At 43.9% G+C, this 17,314-nt stretch carries 15 protein-coding genes; 7 read left to right on the top strand and 8 right to left on the bottom strand.

Annotated elements, in window-relative coordinates; genetic code table 11:
* The first annotated feature begins 510 nt into the window (after positions 1 to 510).
* Positions 511 to 1,146, top strand: a complete 636-nt coding sequence (locus ALT761_RS20005) for an OmpA family protein (RefSeq protein ID WP_129740509.1) — start codon at positions 511 to 513, stop codon at positions 1,144 to 1,146.
* Between the two features lie 29 nt (positions 1,147 to 1,175).
* Here the strand turns inward: ALT761_RS20005 and ALT761_RS20000 are convergent, their stop codons facing one another.
* From ALT761_RS20000 to ALT761_RS19985, 4 genes are all read right to left on the bottom strand, one after another.
* A complete protein-coding gene (locus tag ALT761_RS20000) occupies positions 1,176 to 1,709 on the bottom strand; it encodes a nuclear transport factor 2 family protein (protein ID WP_129740508.1) in 534 nt (177 codons plus the stop codon).
* A 155-nt stretch (positions 1,710 to 1,864) separates the two neighbouring features.
* Positions 1,865 to 2,866: a LacI family DNA-binding transcriptional regulator gene (locus tag ALT761_RS19995; protein ID WP_129740507.1), complete on the bottom strand. Its 1,002-nt coding sequence runs from the start codon at positions 2,864 to 2,866 to the stop codon at positions 1,865 to 1,867.
* Positions 2,867 to 2,939: 73 nt separating this feature from the next.
* Positions 2,940 to 4,472: an MFS transporter gene (locus ALT761_RS19990; RefSeq protein WP_129740506.1), complete on the bottom strand. Its 1,533-nt coding sequence runs from the start codon at positions 4,470 to 4,472 to the stop codon at positions 2,940 to 2,942.
* 21 nt (positions 4,473 to 4,493) lie between these two features.
* Positions 4,494 to 5,831: a GH1 family beta-glucosidase gene (locus tag ALT761_RS19985; RefSeq protein ID WP_129740710.1), complete on the bottom strand. Its 1,338-nt coding sequence runs from the start codon at positions 5,829 to 5,831 to the stop codon at positions 4,494 to 4,496.
* Between the two features lie 519 nt (positions 5,832 to 6,350).
* Between ALT761_RS19985 and ALT761_RS19980 the strand changes: the two genes are divergently transcribed.
* The 3 genes from ALT761_RS19980 (at position 6,351) to ALT761_RS19970 (ending at position 12,641) form a co-directional block, all read left to right on the top strand.
* Complete coding sequence (locus ALT761_RS19980) at positions 6,351 to 9,287, top strand: TonB-dependent receptor (protein WP_442858135.1); 2,937 nt, start codon at positions 6,351 to 6,353, stop codon at positions 9,285 to 9,287.
* 164 nt (positions 9,288 to 9,451) lie between these two features.
* Complete coding sequence (locus ALT761_RS19975) at positions 9,452 to 11,140, top strand: tryptophan halogenase family protein (protein ID WP_129740504.1); 1,689 nt, start codon at positions 9,452 to 9,454, stop codon at positions 11,138 to 11,140.
* Positions 11,118 to 12,641, top strand: a complete 1,524-nt coding sequence (locus tag ALT761_RS19970) for a tryptophan halogenase family protein (RefSeq protein WP_129740503.1) — start codon at positions 11,118 to 11,120, stop codon at positions 12,639 to 12,641. Before ALT761_RS19975 ends, ALT761_RS19970 begins: the two co-directional genes overlap by 23 nt.
* A 40-nt stretch (positions 12,642 to 12,681) precedes the next feature.
* On the opposite strand, the gene ALT761_RS19965 is transcribed toward ALT761_RS19970, so the two are convergent.
* Complete coding sequence (locus ALT761_RS19965) at positions 12,682 to 13,125, bottom strand: SRPBCC family protein (RefSeq protein WP_129740502.1); 444 nt, start codon at positions 13,123 to 13,125, stop codon at positions 12,682 to 12,684.
* Between the two features lie 219 nt (positions 13,126 to 13,344).
* Positions 13,345 to 14,208 (bottom strand): YicC/YloC family endoribonuclease, encoded by an 864-nt coding sequence (locus tag ALT761_RS19960; protein ID WP_129740501.1) that lies wholly within the window; start codon positions 14,206 to 14,208, stop codon positions 13,345 to 13,347.
* 287 nt (positions 14,209 to 14,495) lie between these two features.
* On the opposite strand from ALT761_RS19960, the gene rph reads away from it, so the two are divergent.
* Genes rph through tusA form a run of 3 tightly spaced genes read left to right on the top strand, consistent with a single transcriptional unit; the run spans position 14,496 to position 16,120 of the window.
* The gene (gene rph, locus ALT761_RS19955; RefSeq protein WP_013786776.1) at positions 14,496 to 15,209 is read left to right on the top strand and encodes a ribonuclease PH; all 714 of its coding nucleotides are present in this window, start codon (positions 14,496 to 14,498) and stop codon (positions 15,207 to 15,209) included.
* A 9-nt stretch (positions 15,210 to 15,218) separates the two neighbouring features.
* Positions 15,219 to 15,860: an orotate phosphoribosyltransferase gene (gene pyrE, locus ALT761_RS19950; RefSeq protein WP_126871521.1), complete on the top strand. Its 642-nt coding sequence runs from the start codon at positions 15,219 to 15,221 to the stop codon at positions 15,858 to 15,860.
* A 2-nt stretch (positions 15,861 to 15,862) separates the two neighbouring features.
* The gene (gene tusA / locus ALT761_RS19945; protein WP_129740500.1) at positions 15,863 to 16,120 is read left to right on the top strand and encodes a sulfurtransferase TusA; all 258 of its coding nucleotides are present in this window, start codon (positions 15,863 to 15,865) and stop codon (positions 16,118 to 16,120) included.
* Positions 16,121 to 16,145: 25 nt separating this feature from the next.
* On the opposite strand, the gene ALT761_RS19940 is transcribed toward tusA, so the two are convergent.
* Both ALT761_RS19940 and ALT761_RS19935 read right to left on the bottom strand, forming a co-directional pair.
* Positions 16,146 to 16,958: a DUF1206 domain-containing protein gene (locus ALT761_RS19940; protein WP_129740499.1), complete on the bottom strand. Its 813-nt coding sequence runs from the start codon at positions 16,956 to 16,958 to the stop codon at positions 16,146 to 16,148.
* Between the two features lie 167 nt (positions 16,959 to 17,125).
* Complete coding sequence (locus tag ALT761_RS19935; RefSeq protein ID WP_129740498.1) at positions 17,126 to 17,308, bottom strand: hypothetical protein; 183 nt, start codon at positions 17,306 to 17,308, stop codon at positions 17,126 to 17,128.
* Positions 17,309 to 17,314 lie beyond the last annotated feature (6 nt).

Raw genomic sequence — 17,314 nt, 5'->3', positions numbered from 1 at the left:
TGGCTATGTTCTGTACGAGTTGAGCAGAACGCTAAACACACACTGTCGTAGAAACGCGACTAAGTAAGAACGTTGCGTTTGTCTGTACCCTTTACAAACACCTTCATATTATACATCCCAATATTACTCAAACGCGGCGTGCGTAAAAAATTTATTATCACCCGTTTATCGAAATATTACGAATCGTAAGAAGGCATCTAAAGGCTTGCACTATAAGCAGCCATTTAGCTTACGTTCAGTTAACTTCCTCTATAATGCCTTAACGATTTTCGTTTATTGGTTACACTCATGTCAGTTAATGAATGTGGAATGCATATTGCTGTACTACTTAATAATTAGTTAATAATTAATGCTCGATAAATTTCGCTCAATACGAATTGGACAATAGATTGAGACGATAATTTAGTAACAGTAAAGATAGAAGTGACGCGAGCGTGTAACTGTAAAGTTTAAAAGTAGGCGTAAGTTCGCCCTCACTTAAAAAGTTGATAACGACGTACCGAGGATGTTATGAAAAAGAAATTAGGAATTACGTTAATTGCGGCATCTTTAGCCGTTGCTGGCTGTGCTAACGACCCATCGAACTCGCAGAAAGGTGCAGCTATTGGTGCTGTCATGGGCGCGTTGTTAGGTAAGGCAACGGGAGATAATGATAAAAGTCGCTACGCGTGGGGTGCGGCGGTTGGTGCCATTGCGGGTGGCGCGATTGGCGGATACATGGACAAGCAAGAAGAAGCGCTTCGAAGTGAATTATCTGATACCGGCGTTCAAGTGGTTCGAGAAGGCGACAACTTACGTTTGATCATGCCTGGCGATATAACATTTGCTACCGATAGTTCTTCTATCAGCCCTAACTTTAACCCAGTACTTCAAGATGTTGCGAAAGTAGTGAATAACTATGATAAGACAGTACTGATGATAAAAGGTCATACTGATGACACAGGGTCAGAGCAATATAACCAAGGTTTGTCTGAGCGCCGTGCGGGTGCAGTTAGAAATGTATTGTTGAATTACAGCGTTAATTCTACTCGCATTACCACAGTAGGTATGGGTGAATATCAGCCTAAAGTGCCAAATGACACTGCGGCAAATAGATCAATGAACCGTCGTGTAGAGTTAGAGATTCAGCCGCTAACTCAGTCTTAGCGTTAGCTGCTAAAAATAAGAAAGGGCCTTTATTGGCCCTTTTTTCTATGCGATTTAATTTGCTCAGCAACGCTATCGGCAAGCGCATTTGGAACGGGAATGGTGAGGTGATATTGGCTTACTTTCCACTTATCGTTCACTAATATTAATACACCAGTTCCACGTGTCACTCCTAAGCTTTCGTTATCTAGAAGTTCATCGAACCACGCCACATCGCGGTTACTTGAAAAATATATATGTCTTGAATGAGGGGTATATGTCCATCCACGTCCTTTCGAAAAGTGGGGTTGCGCATATGCTTTAAAAGCACTCATTGTCCATACCTCGCTAGCATCGGTACCAATGAAAATAGCATTGTCGCTATACAGTGAAAAGTAGCTGTCGAAGTTCGCATCGGAAGCAAATTGGTGTAGCGAATCGAGCACCCTATTTACTTTTACTTCGTCTTCTAGCAATGGCTGAACTTTGGTATCACTATGCGGCTGTGTTGTTGAGGACAACACCTCAGCAGTAACAGTATTCACACAGCTAAGTAGTAAGATGACGGTAATAGTTAAGCGCATATATGTATCGCTCCGAAGGAGGAAAAGGTTTCACATGAAACAGTGCGAATCAGTTTATCTTAAATTGAAACTGCGCCATAGGGCATTTACGCATTTGTTTAAGTGTACTTATGCGCACTTTAAAGGGAGTACTTATAATGAGTTATAGCAAGAACTTAGGCCTCATACGCCATGGTAGACTCTCGTATAATCAGAGAAGGTTGAAACAAGGTTTGCACTTCATCTTTGTAGCCATAAACTACATTTAAAATATGACGTGCTGACATAGCAGCCATGTCGGAGATAGGATTGCTAACCGTGGTTAGGCGTGGGAATACATGGTGCGCAAAAACAGCATCATCAAAACCCACGATAGATAAATCTTGTGGCAGATTCATTCCTAAATCTCTGGCACAGCTCATTGCACCTGAGGCCATCCAATCATTAGCACATACCAGCGCTGAAAAAGGCGAGTCTCCTGAAAGTAACTCTAACAGACCTGCTTTACCGTCTTCTTCTGTGTAGCTTCCTTCAAAGATTAAATTCGGTTTAAAGGCTATCCCTGCTTCTTTAAGTGCGCGCTTGTGACCTGCCAGTCGTTGATTTGCATCGCATTTATCAGAAGGCCCTGATATATAGCCAATATTTTTATGGCCTAAGCTAATAAGGTGCTGCGTGGCTAAATAGCCGCCTTTTTCATTGTCCAACACAATACATCCCTCTCCCACACCATCAACTTGGCGATTTACCAAAGAAATTGGGAGGCGAGATGAATTCAGCGTTTTTAAATACTCATCACTCATGGCTTCAGCGTGCATGATAATAGCATCGCAATTACGGCCAATTAAAAACTCGACGGCGTCTTGTTCGGTTTCTAAGTTATTGTGTCCTACTGTAATAATTACGTGCTTATCAGCGGCTCTAAGCGTTAACTCTACTGCTTGCATCAAGTCACCAAAAAATGGTGAGTTTAACTCTGAAACTAGAATGCCTACACTATCTGAGCGGCTGGTGGCCAGTGAACGAGCAATGGAGTTGGGGCGATAGTTTAGCGCTAACATGGCCTCCTCTACCTTGGCTTTTAAGGCGGGATTTACAGTAGTTTTACCGTTCAATACCCGAGATACCGTCGACAACGAGACCCCTGCCTTATCAGCTACTTCATAGATTGTTGCCACGTATCACTTCCCCTAACTTAGTTTTGATGCTCATTAATGCCATGTTCGCATTATTTATGCATTATGCCGTTATTCAAGCAGTTGCGCTACGCCGCTTAAGTAAAGTCTCTGTCACTTCTTGCTGTCGGGCATCAGTAAGCGGATACAGCATAATTAGGAGTGCGCCTGCTATACCAAAGCAGGCAGGTATCCAGCTCATCAATGCCTGCATGCCCGGTAAGGTTTGCGAAATGGAATCGACTTGCATGCCGTCATAACCATAACTTCCTAGCACCAACAGAACTAGAGCGCCTGCAAAGCCTCCACCGGTTTTCTGTACAAAAGAGCCTGCTGAATATATCAATCCTGTCGCTCTTCGGCCTGTACGCCATTCGTTATAATCTGCAGAGTCGCCAAGCATGGAAAAGAATAAGGTTGGCATGATCGCAGCGAAAAACTCCGCGCTACAGCCCAATACAAATATGCCCGTAACAGAACCTTGTGGCACAAAGTAAATTGCACATGTCAGTGCGCTGCTAGCCAATAACGAGAGAATAAATAGCTTTTTTCTGCCCATAAAACGCGATAAAGCTGGCGTGGCCAATGCGCCTAATATCGATACCACCAATAAGGCAATAAAATAGTATCCGGTGAGTAACTCATCACCAATGTAGTACTTAAAGTAATAAGCAATGACACCGTACTTTATGCCGTTAAACATCATAGTGAGGAAGCCCATGCCTAGCAAAATGACCCAGGGTTTATTAGTAAGTAAATCAATGATGTCTTGTTGTGAACGACTATTATTCGCTTCAGGTCGATTCACAAGGCGCTTAATAAAGATGGATGTTATCGATATGACTACAACGAAAGCGATGCCACTTGGCCAATTTCGATAATAGAAAAACGCAGTAATGGCCGACAGTGGGAACAGAATTAAAGGCAGCTGACGAGACAAGTCTTTTAGCTCTTGAAGTAAGCTTGCTCCGTCGTTTTGCACTACTGGGACCCTCTCTTTGGTTGTGGCCACAGTCGTGAACATCAATGCGACTAAGAGAGTAGCGAAAAGGTACATGGCATATTGATAACCCTTTGCAGTATTACCTTCACCGAAGAAAGCAACTAGCATAGGTAAACATCCCATGACGAGCAATCCGCCCATAAATGCCCCAGCAAATCGAAAGCCAGATAAACTGGTTCGCTCTCGATCGTCGCTTGTCATCACGCCCATTAGCGCTGAGTAGGGTACGTTATTTACCGTGTAAGCTAAGGTTAGCCCTATGTAGGTTAGGTAGGCATAGATGAGCTTATTCGTATAAGAAAAATCAGGAGTGGTGAAACACAGCACCATGAATAAGCCTAAGAATGGAGTAGAGCCTAATATCCAGGGACGAAATTTACCGAGTTTAGTTTGCGTTCTATCTGCAATCATTCCCATGATGATGTCAGTAACGCCATCAGTAAGACGTACCACCAAAAAAAGCATAGCAGCGGCCGCCGCAGTTAACCCAAAGGTATCTGTGTAAAACACCGCTAAGTATGCAAGGGCGCCGCGCCAGACAAGATTAGCCGCTGCATCGCCCAACCCATAACCAATCTTTTCCCGCACACTCAACGAATGATTCACTGTGTATTCCTTTTATATTTGTTATTTACGACTAGCTAATAAACGTTGGTAAGCCTTCGCACTATTTTTAAAAGTACGTTCTTGGGTTTCGAAATCGACATAAACAAGACCGAACCGCTTTTCATAGCCCTCGGCCCATTCGAAGTTATCCATAAGGCTCCATGCGAAGTAACCACTCACTTTCACGCCTGATTTCATCGCTTCGTTAACCGCATTTAGGTGGCCAGTGTAATAGTCTATTCTATCTTCATCGTCTACCATACCATCTTGGACTACATCCGCCATGGCAGCCCCGTTTTCGGTAATGTATACAGGTGGAAGTTTATAACGCTCATTTAAAGAAACGAGCAGTTCACGTAAGGCTTCTGGGTAAATTTCCCAACCAATATCCGTCATAGGTGCTTGGTGGGCGTGCTCGTGAAAGAGATCTTCTGCTTTATGTGGAGCAGAGTAATGAAGACGGGTATAGAAGTTAATGCCAATAAAATCTAAAGGCTGACAAATAATTTCCATATCGCCTGATTCAATAGGAGGTTTATCATTATCTGCTAATGCATCAATAACATAGGGGTAACTACCTTTCATCACAGGCTGCATATACCATTGATTTATATATTGATCTGCCATTTCTGTGGCGAGTTTATCGGCTTCAGAATCTGAGGCGCTATAGCACGGGGTAAAATTCAAAACGATGCCATTTAAGGCATGAGGTGCATTTTTTCTTAGTACCTGCATACCTAATCCGTGGGCAAGTAAAATGTGATGCGCGGCAGCTCTACCCAGCTTTCTTCCTTTTCGTCCAGGCGCATGAACACCAATTTCGTAGCCTAAGTATGCAGAACAAAAGGGTTCATTGAAGGTGGCATAGGAATAAACCCTTTCACCAAGGGCTGCGGTAATTTTGTCAGCATAGTTTGCGAAATCGTATGCAGTTTGACGATATAGCCATCCGCCTTTTGCCTCTAAATATTGTGGTAAATCCCAATGATAAAGGGTAACGAAAGGTTTTATATTTGCTTCAATTAATACTTCAAGTAATTGAATGTAAAAAGAAACCCCCTTTTCGTTTAGTTCGCCATCCTGATTCATCACCCGTGGCCAAGATATCGAAAAGCGATACGCATCTACACCAAGTTGTTTGAGTATTTCAACATCATCACGCCACCTAAGAATATGTTCACAAGCTACCACGCCATCAGAATTATCAGCTACTGCCCCAGGGGTGCGACAAAAAACATCCCAAATACTTTCCATTCGATTTTCGGCATCCCCCTCTATTTGAAAAGAAGAAGTCGCTGTTCCAAAGGTAAATTCTTTATCTAACATGGGGCTTGTTTTGGGTAGCTCGATGTCTTTCATCATTTCTTAGGGTCCTATTACAATTCTCGATAATAATGTAGCGAGGTGAAAGTTTGAATGCGTGAAAAATAAACGCTACGGATGACTTCACCTATTTTGTTTATAGCATGAACACAACATTTTGAGAAAGCGCTTTCTTTGTAAAGTTGTTATATTTTATCTTTACGTTATAAATTACCTGTTTACATTTAACTGGTTGGTGTTCACTGATTTTACTTGATGGTATAACTCAAGCTCATGATTTATAACAATAAATGTAAATAATGGCAGTTATCTAATATTTAGCTTATTTTTTGTTGTGAACTTTGTGTGAAAAAAATGTTGATCTTTAGTCTAGGATGCCTTAGTTTTGAGAAAGCGCTTTCTCTTGCGGGTGTTTCGTTGTCATACCTGAGAAAGCCCTTTCTTGGGAAGCGCTCATCACTCAGCACAACATAAGAGAGAAAGACAGTGACACATAACAAGCTATACAAATCTAAAATCGCTACCAGTCTGTCTTTAATATTGGGAACAGGCCTGATGTTCCCAGTACAAGCACAGGAAGCTAGCGAAAATGACAATATAGAAGTCATTCAAGTATCTGGGATTCGAAGCAGTGTTCAAGAATCGATGGGCATTAAGCGCGATTCAGCGGGTGTTGTTGATGCTATTTCCGCTGAAGACATTGGCAAATTCCCTGATACAAACTTGGCAGAATCTCTTCAACGTATTACCGGCATATCGATAAGCCGAAATAACGGTGAGGGTAGCCAAATTACGGCACGTGGTTTCGGCCCCGATTTCAACATGGTGACGTTAAATGGCAGAACAATGCCAGGCGCCGCATTACCGAATGGTGGTAGTGTTGCTAATTCCCGTGCATTTAACTTTTCTGATTTAGCCTCGGAAAGTGTCCGTGCTGTAGAGGTTTATAAAACTGGCCGTGCAAGTATAGCTACTGGTGGTATTGGTGCCTCAGTCAATATTCGTACCGCAAGACCATTCGATGCATCTGAAACCGGCATCATGGCGAGTGTTGGTGCAAAAGCGTTGCATGACACCACAAACCGTGTAGGTGACGATGTCACGCCAGAGCTGTCTGGGTTTATTAACTACTTAGACGACGATAGAAAATTCGGCGTAACTTTTACTGGGTCCTATCAACAGCGTGATAGTGCCGCACAAGGTGCGTTCGTTAACCAATGGCGAGTAAACCCATTTGATGGCACGGTGCCACAATCTCCAGATCCCGCTAATCCAGACAGTGGTGATCCCATTGTTTTAAATAATGCACCAGCAATGGGGCAGTTATTTGGTATCCCTTCAGATTTACGTTACTACATGGCAGACAGAGAGCGTGAGCGTACCAACGCCCAGCTTACTTTTCAGTACGCGCCAAGTGATGATCTCGTGGCTACCCTAGACTACACGTATTCAAAACAAGATTTATATGAAGCCCGTGCAGAACAGTCGATTTGGATGGACGACCGTTACTTTACCAACCTAACCTTCGATGACAATACGGTTAAAACTCCCGTGCTGATTACGCAAGAGCGCAGAGATTTATTGCCTCGTGACTTGGGCTTAGCGTTACAAGAGCTTAATCAAGTTAATGAAAATAAGTCAGTAGGCTTTAACGTTAAATACTTTGCTACCGATGATTTGACGCTGCATTTCGACTTGCATAACTCTACTGCAGAAGGTCGTCCAGACTCGCCTTATGGTACATGGACAAACCTAGGCCTTGGTGCGAACGTTGCCCGCGGTCAAGGTGTCGATTTCTCCGGCGACTTCCCTATCATGATGCTAGATTTCGACGATGTTTCTCGTACGAATCTAAATGGAAATGGTGTGCTTGATCAAGATGATGTGGGTACATCAATTCTTGATATGAACTTTGCTTCACAAGAAACAGAAATTACTCAAGCTCGCATTGACGGTAGTTATGCTATGGATACCGGAAGTATTAACTTCGGTATTGAATCTCGTGCTATGGAGAGTACGTCGCTACAATCACTTACCCGACATACCATGGGTAACTGGGGTATTGAAAATCCAGGTGAATTGCCAGCAGGTTCATTAACCCCTCTCGATTTAGCCAGTGAGTTTAGTGACTTCAATACCACAGGTATGTTTTCACAAGGGTTTACCGGAAGCATTGCTGAAATTGGTGCCTTCGCTGCCCAAAAGTATGGTTTCGATTTACTTGCCAACAACCCATTTGCCACTAACCGGACTATTGAAGAAGATATTACATCGGTTTATTTTGAACTCGATTTATCCGGTGAACTCAATGGTATGGAATATAACTTATTGACCGGTATTCGTTACGAAAACACGGATGTCACTTCTATTGCAAATATCAGCTTACCTAGCGGTATCGCATGGGAAGGTAACAACGACTTTAACGTCCGTTTCGGTAGTGACATGGAAGATGTTGAAGTTGATTCAAGCTATGACCATTTCCTTCCTGCGTTAGATTTCGATATCGAAGTGATGGAAAATGTGATTGCGCGTTTCTCCTATAGCAAAACCATTGCTAGACCGACTTACAACAACTTAAGTGCAGCTTCTACTGTTGGTACGCCAAGTAGCCCTACCCTTCTTAGTGATGGCCCAACGGCTACGGCAAGCTCAGGTAACCCTGCCCTTATACCGCTTGAATCAGACAACGTAGATTTATCGCTAGAATACTACTTTGATGAAACCAGCTACGTATCAGTAGGTTTTTACGATAAACGGGTTAAAAACTTTATTGGTAACGAACAAGTTGAAGAGAACATATTTGGGTTGACGGACGCTACCGCAGGTCCTCGTGCACAAGCCGCTATGGACGAACTTGAAGCCCGCGGCATTCCTATCAGCGATACCTCGTTATTTAACATGGTCGCTGCAATGGAAAATGGTGTCGATTACGACTCTATGACCGACGAACAGTTCGAAGCGGCATACGACATTATTCCAAATGGTGACGATCCATTGATGACTTTCATCAATTCGAAGCCAGTGAATAACAAAAACGCCAATATTTACGGATTTGAGCTGGCTGCCCAGCACTTCTTCGGCGATACCGGTTTTGGTATTCAAGCGAACTATACAACGGTTACGGGTGACATCGGGTTTGATAACAACGCCAACCCAAGTATTACGCAGTTCGCGCTAGTCGGCTTAAGTGATACCGCTAACCTGATATTTATGTATGAAATGGATGCCCTTCAAGCGCGTATTGCCTATAACTGGCGTGATAAGTTCCTAGATACGACGTCTCAATATGTGAATGAGCCAGGTTATACCGAAGCATACTCACAAATTGATTTTAGTATGTCGTATGAGGTGTCTGACGCATTAACGGTATCGTTTGAAGGGATAAACATTACCGATGAAAATATTCGTCGACACGGAAGAACTAGCGCAATGCTATGGCAACTAGATGAATTAGGCGCACGTTACGCATTGGGCGCTCGTTACACCTTCTAAGTAACTGCTATGTTAAATTGATAAATGGCCTATTGGGGTGGAATGTATTGCACCTCAATGGGCTTTTTTGTCATAGTGGATCCTAAAGAAAAGACTAAATTAAATACAACGCTTAGTAATAAAGAAACAACCCCCTACACAAAATGAAAAGGGTAAGGTAAACAGTGTCGAACCAACCTATTAAGCATGTAGTCATTGTGGGCGGTGGAACCGCTGGTTGGCTGTGCGCTGGAGTATTAGCCGCGAGGCTGGGTAAAAGAATAAGCAACAGAACAAATACCAATAGCAACAACCCAAACCACGCACAAAACATCGGTGAAGAAAGCGCCATACACATTACACTGGTGGAATCGCCTAATGTGCCAAGTATCGGCGTGGGAGAAGGTTCTTGGCCTTCGCTAAGGGATACACTGCAAGAAATAGGTATTAAGGAAGCAGATTTTCTTACTTGCTGTCACGCATCCTTTAAACAAGGCTCTACCTTTGCTGGTTGGCGAAACGGCCATCAAGATGACAAATATCAACACCCTTTCACTACACCCACAGGCTATACTGAACTGGATATTCACCGTTGCTGGCAACAGTTTTTCAGCAGCGAATCGTTTGAGCAAAGCTTCTGCTTACAACCCGAAATTTGTGATGCTGGGCTAGCACCAAAGCAAAGCACAACACCAGAATATGCCTACGTGCTCAATTACGGCTATCATTTTGATGCCACTGCATTGGCAACCTTGCTCACTAACCATTGCAAAAACAACCTAGGTGTAAAGCACACCCAAGCACATATTGCGAATGTGGTTGCACAGGATAATGGCGATATCGAGTCGCTGGTGACTGAAAACGGCGATACGATAAAAGGTGACTTGTTTATTGATTGTAGCGGTCAACAAGGGCTATTAATCGACAAACATTACCATGTGCCATGGCACTCTGTGTCGTCGGTGCTGCTAAATAACCGCGCCGTGGCCGTACAGGTGCCTTATGGCAGCAGCGACTTGTCGGCATCTGCCGATACAATTGCTTCAACGACGATCGCCACAGCCCAAACCTGCGGTTGGACATGGGATATTGGCTTGCAACACCGTCGTGGTGTGGGGCTAGTGTATGCCAGTGACTACGCCAGCGAGGAAAATGCAGAATCTATACTGCGCGAGCACTTAGCAAAGGGGTTACCCCAAAGTGAGATAGAAAACCTCACATATAGACATTTACAGTTTGACCCAGGCTATCGAAAGCAGTTTTGGGTAAATAATTGTATTGGTATGGGGATGTCAGCAGGCTTTATCGAGCCGTTAGAGGCATCGGCAATTGCGATGGTTGAGCTAGGTATTCGCATGCTGTGCGACCAGTTTCCGCAGAACCGACAACACATGAGTCACGTGGCCACGCGTTACAATCAGCGTTTTACCTATCGCTGGGAAAGAGTTATCGACTTTCTAAAATTACACTATGTGTTAAGCGAAAGAGAAGAGCCCTATTGGTTAGCACAGCGAAGTGAATCCAGTATTCCAGACTCGCTGAACGCGCTACTCGATTTGTGGCAATATCAAGCGCCTTCTCGTTACGATCTTATTGAAAATGAAGAAATCTTTCCCTCAGCAAGCTATCAATACATTTTGTACGGTATGGGGTTTCACACCACCGGCAGACAGCTTGATAAAAACAGCAACATGGTTAAAAAAGCCTTCGCGTTAAAACAAAGCCTACAACAAGGCAAACGCCAATTGCTTGCTGGGTTGCCAACCAACCGCGATTTACTCTCCACCATTTCTCATCAATTAGAGAAAGACACCACAGCAAATAATAACGACAAGAAAGAAGGACCTCGCCATGATGTCATCGGTTTCCGGTAATCTAAACGCTATGGGTACAGGGGCGAAAAACAGCCCAGTGAAGCGTGTAGTAATTGCAGGGGGCGGCACCGCCGGTTGGATGGCCGCCGCTGCGCTTTCAAAGTTACTTGGCAAATCACTTTCCATTACGCTAGTGGAATCTAAAGATATAGGTATTGTTGGTGTGGGCGAGGCGACAATTCCTCCTATTCGCACTTTTCACAAGTTATTGGGCATAGACGAAAAAGCCTTTATGCGTGCCACCAATGCCACCTTTAAGTTGGGTATAGAGTTTGAAAACTGGCGAGAGCAAGATCACAGTTATATTCATTCATTTGGCGTAACAGGTCGAGAGTGCTGGGCGGGCGAATTTCATCACTTTTGGCTGCGGGCAAAAGCCCTTGGTTTTGGTGGTGACTTCGGTGACTACTGCACCGAATTAAAAGCGGCACAAGAAGGCAAGTTTGCCTATGGCGAACGCATGCCAATGAACTTTGCCTATCACTTTGATGCCGTGGCATACGGGCGCTTTTTAAAAGGGCTAGCAGTAGAAGCGGGAGTGACGCATATTGAAGGTGATATTTACCATGTAAGTAAATGCTCACATACTGGTTGCATATCAAGTATAAGGCTATCGGATGGTCAGGAAGTGGCGGGTGATTTATTTATCGACTGCACTGGGTTCAAAGGGCTGTTGATAGAAAAAACACTTCATACCGGGTATGAAAACTGGAGCCATTGGCTTCCTTGCGACAGTGCTTTGGCAGTACAAACTGAGTCGACGGGCGCGCCCATTCCTTATACAAAAAGTGTGGCACATGACGCGGGCTGGCGCTGGAAAATTCCGCTTCAAAATCGAGTGGGTAATGGTTTAGTGTACTGCAGCAATTATATGAGCGACGACGAAGCCAAAGACACCTTATTAAGTGCCATAGAAGGCGAGACGTTAAATGAACCAAGAATCATAAGATTTACACCGGGTAAACGGCGGTTAGGGTGGAATAAAAATTGTGTAGCACTAGGCCTAGCCAGTGGTTTTATCGAACCTCTGGAGTCTACCAGTATTCACCTGATCATGACCGGCATTGTGCGCTTAATGCGCTTGTTTCCATTTGATGGAATAACCCAATCGACGGTAAATGAATACAATAATAAGTACAACAGTGAAATGGCAGCTATTCTCGATTTTATTGTGATGCACTATAAAGTGACTAACCGAGAAGACAGTCCGTTCTGGGAACACTGCAAAAGCATGGACATCCCCCCTTCTCTTACCCACAAAATAAACCTATTTAAACAAACCGGAAGAGTGTTTCTAGATGATGGTGATATCTTCCGAGTCGATTCGTGGACACAAGTTATGATGGGGCAAGGTGTGGTGCCAGAGCAATATCATCGGGTAGCCGATGAAATGTCTGAAACCGAACTCGAGCGGTTTCTAGCCGGGTTAAAGCAACAGGTAGACAATCAGGTATCGGCGTTACCTAGCCATGAGCAATTCTTGAAGCAATATTTAGGGTAACACGGTATTTTTTAGGCGCGGTATAATATTAAACCAGTCTCTAACTTTTCATGTTGCCAATCTGCTTAAGAATACTGCCGAAGGCTTTGCCGCCATTTTTTTGAATTTGCTTATCGAAATATAAACTACCTAAAACAAAAATGGTGATGTGGCCTATTGAGCGCCATGTCGCATGGGTTTTGCCATCAACTTCTTTCAACGTAATTTCACCTAATTGGTGGTCATAAGGAAGCGGTTTTGACTTCACCACTTTATAACCCAATTTATAGGGAGGATCGTAAGCGACTATTTCTTCATGCAAGTTGGCCCCACCCGCAATAATCTCTCGCACAGCACCAAGACCGTTTTGTTCCAGCTTACCTTCAACAATAAGGTTAGCTGCTTCCACGCCTTTAAATTGTGCATAGTTTGCATGGTCACTTAGCTTGGCAAAAACAAAGTCTATTGGCTTGTCGATAATGCGCTCTACATGAATTGAAAACATCCACTGCCTCTGATGAATTTATTGTTATTGAGTACGACTGATTTTCTCACTGTTTACTCAAATATAAAGCAACGGATGTATAGCTCAAATAACCACTTTTGATTTTTAACTATAGGCGGGGGAGGCGTTAATAGGCACTTATGGCTAAAACTTAAAAAAACCTCGCGATATCGCGAGGTTTCTAAGTTTATTGTTCGATTCACTAAGCGCTACTTAGCTTTATTCAATATTCTGAATTTGTTCACGCATTTGCTCAATCAGCACCTTAAGTTCAACCGCCGATTGGGTGATATCAGTATTAATTGATTTTGAACCAAGCGTGTTCGACTCGCGGTTAAATTCCTGCATCATAAAATCTAAACGGCGGCCAACCGCCCCGCCCTTTTTAAGAATGTTGCGGGTTTCTATAACATGAGCGTTTAAGCGGTCTAATTCTTCGGCAACATCGACTTTTTGCGCAAGCATAATCATTTCTTGTTCGAAGCGACCTGCATCTAGCTCAATTTTCGCTTCTTCGAAGCGTGCTTGTACTTTTTCGCGCTGCCACACCATAATTTCAGGCATACGTGCAGTTACTTTCGCGGCTTCTACTTCAATGGCGTCTAAACGCTGAGTGATCATGCCTTTCAATGCTTCGCCTTCTGTGGCGCGGGCGCTTATAAAATCGTTAAGTGCTTGGTCGAACGCGGCCATGACATCGCCATGAATGGTATCCATGTCGGCTTCTTCGGCAGCAATCACACCAGGCCAGCGCAATACGTCTAGCGGGTTTACACCGGTAGATTGCCCATGAGCTTGCACCCAGTCGGCGGCGTTAAGTACTTGCTTAGCTAACGCTTCGTTAAGGTTAAGTGTGGTTACAGCAGCATCGTTGGCGGTGAAACGTAACGCGCATTCTACTTTTCCGCGGGCCAGTTTTTTTCTAAAACGTTCGCGAAGTACTGGCTCTAAAGAGCGGAATTGCTCGGGTAAGCGGAAGTAAGTTTCTAGAAAACGTTGATTAACGGAGCGTATTTCCCATACGGCAGAGCCCCAGTCTTTTTTCGTTTCTACCCGCGCGAATGCGGTCATGCTGTAAATCATAAATGTTCCTTTTATTGCACTTTTTGCAAATGAAAGCCTGCAAAAACAACCCGCTGTCGCGCATTGTGTCATCATTATCATCAGACAGGTTTTCTTGTATTCACTATAGTAGCCTACATTGATGAGAGTTCGATATGCTAAAAGGGCGAAAGTTCGTTTTTAACAGCTGCTATTAGTGCGTTATACTTACGTCCCAAACTTAGGCTTGTCTGAACACTTACCCATTATTAAGTGCGTTACTTGCCAGAATTATTTCTTTTATAAGCATTCATCTCGTGGAGAACTCTATGCGTCCAAGCGGCAGAACCGCCAATCAAATTCGCCCAGTTACTATTACTCGTCAGTACACATGTCACGCTGAAGGCTCAGTGCTGGTGGAGTTCGGCAACACTAAAGTGTTGTGTAACGCCACGGTTGAAGAAGGCGTGCCTCGTTTCATGAAAGGTCAGGGCAAAGGTTGGATCACGGCGGAATACAGCATGCTTCCTCGTGCTACTCATACTCGTAGTGGTCGTGAAGCTGCTCGTGGTAAACAAGGTGGCCGTACGCTAGAAATTCAACGCCTTATTGCGCGCTCGCTTCGCGCTGCAGTAGATTTGAAGCTACTAGGTGAAAACACGATCACGCTTGATTGTGATGTTATTCAAGCTGACGGCGGTACACGTACAGCGTCTATCACGGGTGCATGTGTGGCTTTAGTTGATGCGTTAACGTATATGCGTAGCAAAGGTATTCTGAAAGCCAACCCTCTTAAGCACATGATTGCGGCGTTGTCGGTAGGTATTTATAAAGGTACGCCTATTGCTGACCTTGAGTACACCGAAGATTCAGTAGCTGAAACAGACATGAATATTGTCATGACCGAAACCGGTAAGCTTATTGAAGTACAAGGTACTGCAGAAGGCGAACCGTTTGCGTTTGAAGAGCTTGATGAAATGTTGACAATTGCTAAGCACGGCTTGCGCGAATTGTTCGACATTCAAAAAGCAGCACTGGCGTAAGGAGTTACCATGAAAGCGTTTCAGCGCAGTTTTATTGAATTTGCCATTGAACGTGGTGTACTTAAATTTGGTGAGTTTACCTTAAAGTCTGGCCGCGTAAGCCCGTACTTTTTTAACGCGGGATTATTTAATTCTGGTGGCGACTTAGCAAAGTTGGGGCGCTTTTATGCCGATGCATTAGTGGATGCTGGGGTGGAATTCGACGTATTGTTCGGCCCTGCCTACAAAGGTATTCCTATTGCCACAACGACGGCGGTAGCCTTAGCCGATAGTCATCATCGTGATGTACCTTATTGCTTTAATCGCAAAGAGGCGAAAACTCACGGTGAAGGGGGCAACTTAGTAGGTAGCCCGCTGGAAGGTCGCATCATGTTAGTGGATGATGTGATTACCGCAGGTACGGCTATTCGTGAGTCGATGACCTTGATAGAGCAGCACAACGCAAGTTTATCCGGTGTGCTTATTGCGCTAGACAGGCAAGAACGCGGTAAGGGTAAATTATCTGCTATTCAAGAAGTCGAGCGCGATTTTGGTACTACAGTAATTGCTATTGTCACGTTAGCTGATGTGGTGACTTACTTAACTGAGCAAGACAACATGACTAATGAAATCAACGCGATAAATACATACCGTGAAACCTATGGTATTTAAGTATGGCGACTGAATTTCAACAAGCCTTTGATGAAGCCACAACGCATTTAGATGCGTTGGGGCTTCGTTGTCCAGAGCCGGTTATGATGGTGCGTTTGCAAATACGTAAGCTGGAAGACGGTCAGACTTTGTCGATAACGGCAGACGATCCTTCAACGGCACGAGATGTGCCTAGCTTTTGTCGATTTATGGAGCATACCCTAGTGGCATCCCAAACCGATGTAATGCCGTATCAGTATGTGATCAAAAAAGGGATGTAGGGCGCTCTTAGTGCTTTTAGTCAACTTAGGTTCGTCGATATTTGGCTTCAAACCCGCAATAAATACCAAACATAATAAACCCGATTCCCATGGCAGCTAGCATGTAGAGCCCGAACGTTTGCTGGGTAAGGGTTTGTAGTGCCTGTTGCAGCCCTCCCGCTTCAGAAGGGTCGTTTTTTACCGCAGATATGACAAAGAAACTGCCCACCAGCAAATACACCACACCTCGGGCGAAATAGCCTATTCTACCGACCACTTTGGTCGTTTTCCGTTTATGACCCGTTAGCTTTGCTTGTTCAAACTTTTTGAGGAAATCTGCTTTGTAAGCATGTTTAAACTGCATAAAAGCAAATATAAGCACTCCTGCACCAATAGCAGCAACTAAATAGGTTCCCCATTGATACTGTAAAAGTTGATGGCTTACCTGTTCCCCTTTTGAACCACCGCTACCACCTGAACTACTGCCAGAGTTGCTACCAATTAGCACTTTTGCGCCTAAAAACGCAGCGCCAAAATAGAATATTCCTGATACAAACAAAAACACGCGCATAATAATGTCTTTCGCTTTTGTCATATCTAGCGATTCGGTATTTAAAATACTTTGAAGCCATCGCCACAGGGCATAGCTAACTAATCCGGCTATTAAAATACCGAGTAGCACTTGGCCAAATGGCTGTGATTTGAGGGTGGAAAATACGTTTTCTTGTGTCGCTTTTTCACGGTCTGCGGCAGTAATTACCGAGGAAAGAATAAAGACACCAAGCATGGAGTACATGATGGTTTTCGCGCTGTAACCTGCGCTGGCAATGGCTGAAAGCCAGTTTGATGTATCGCGCACGGTGCGCTCCTAGTTCGTATAATTGAATTTCGTCTACTACGATTATCAAGAATCGAACCATTAATAATAAAGGCGTAAATAATAGAAGCGTAAATAATAAATCTGAGCAGCGTTTTGGTCGTGTGTCCTGACTACTATTATTTCTATGTATATCTACCTGAAATTACCTACTCGCTGTCACCACTGACGGCTTGTAACAGAAGTTGCTGCAATTGTTGTTTGCTACGAGAGCAGTTGCAATGAATGTCTGATACATGCAAGTTTTGCCCGTTTAACATTTTTCGAAGCACCGATGCTTTTACGTTTAACGATATGAAGTCGTTATTATCCTGAAATGATTCTACTGTCATGCTGAT

The sequence above is a fragment of the Alteromonas sp. 76-1 genome (genome assembly GCF_900654235.1).
Lineage (GTDB): Bacteria > Pseudomonadota > Gammaproteobacteria > Enterobacterales > Alteromonadaceae > Alteromonas > Alteromonas naphthalenivorans.
Note: the sequence above shows the minus strand (reverse complement) of the source record. Positions and strands in the feature narration are given on the sequence as shown.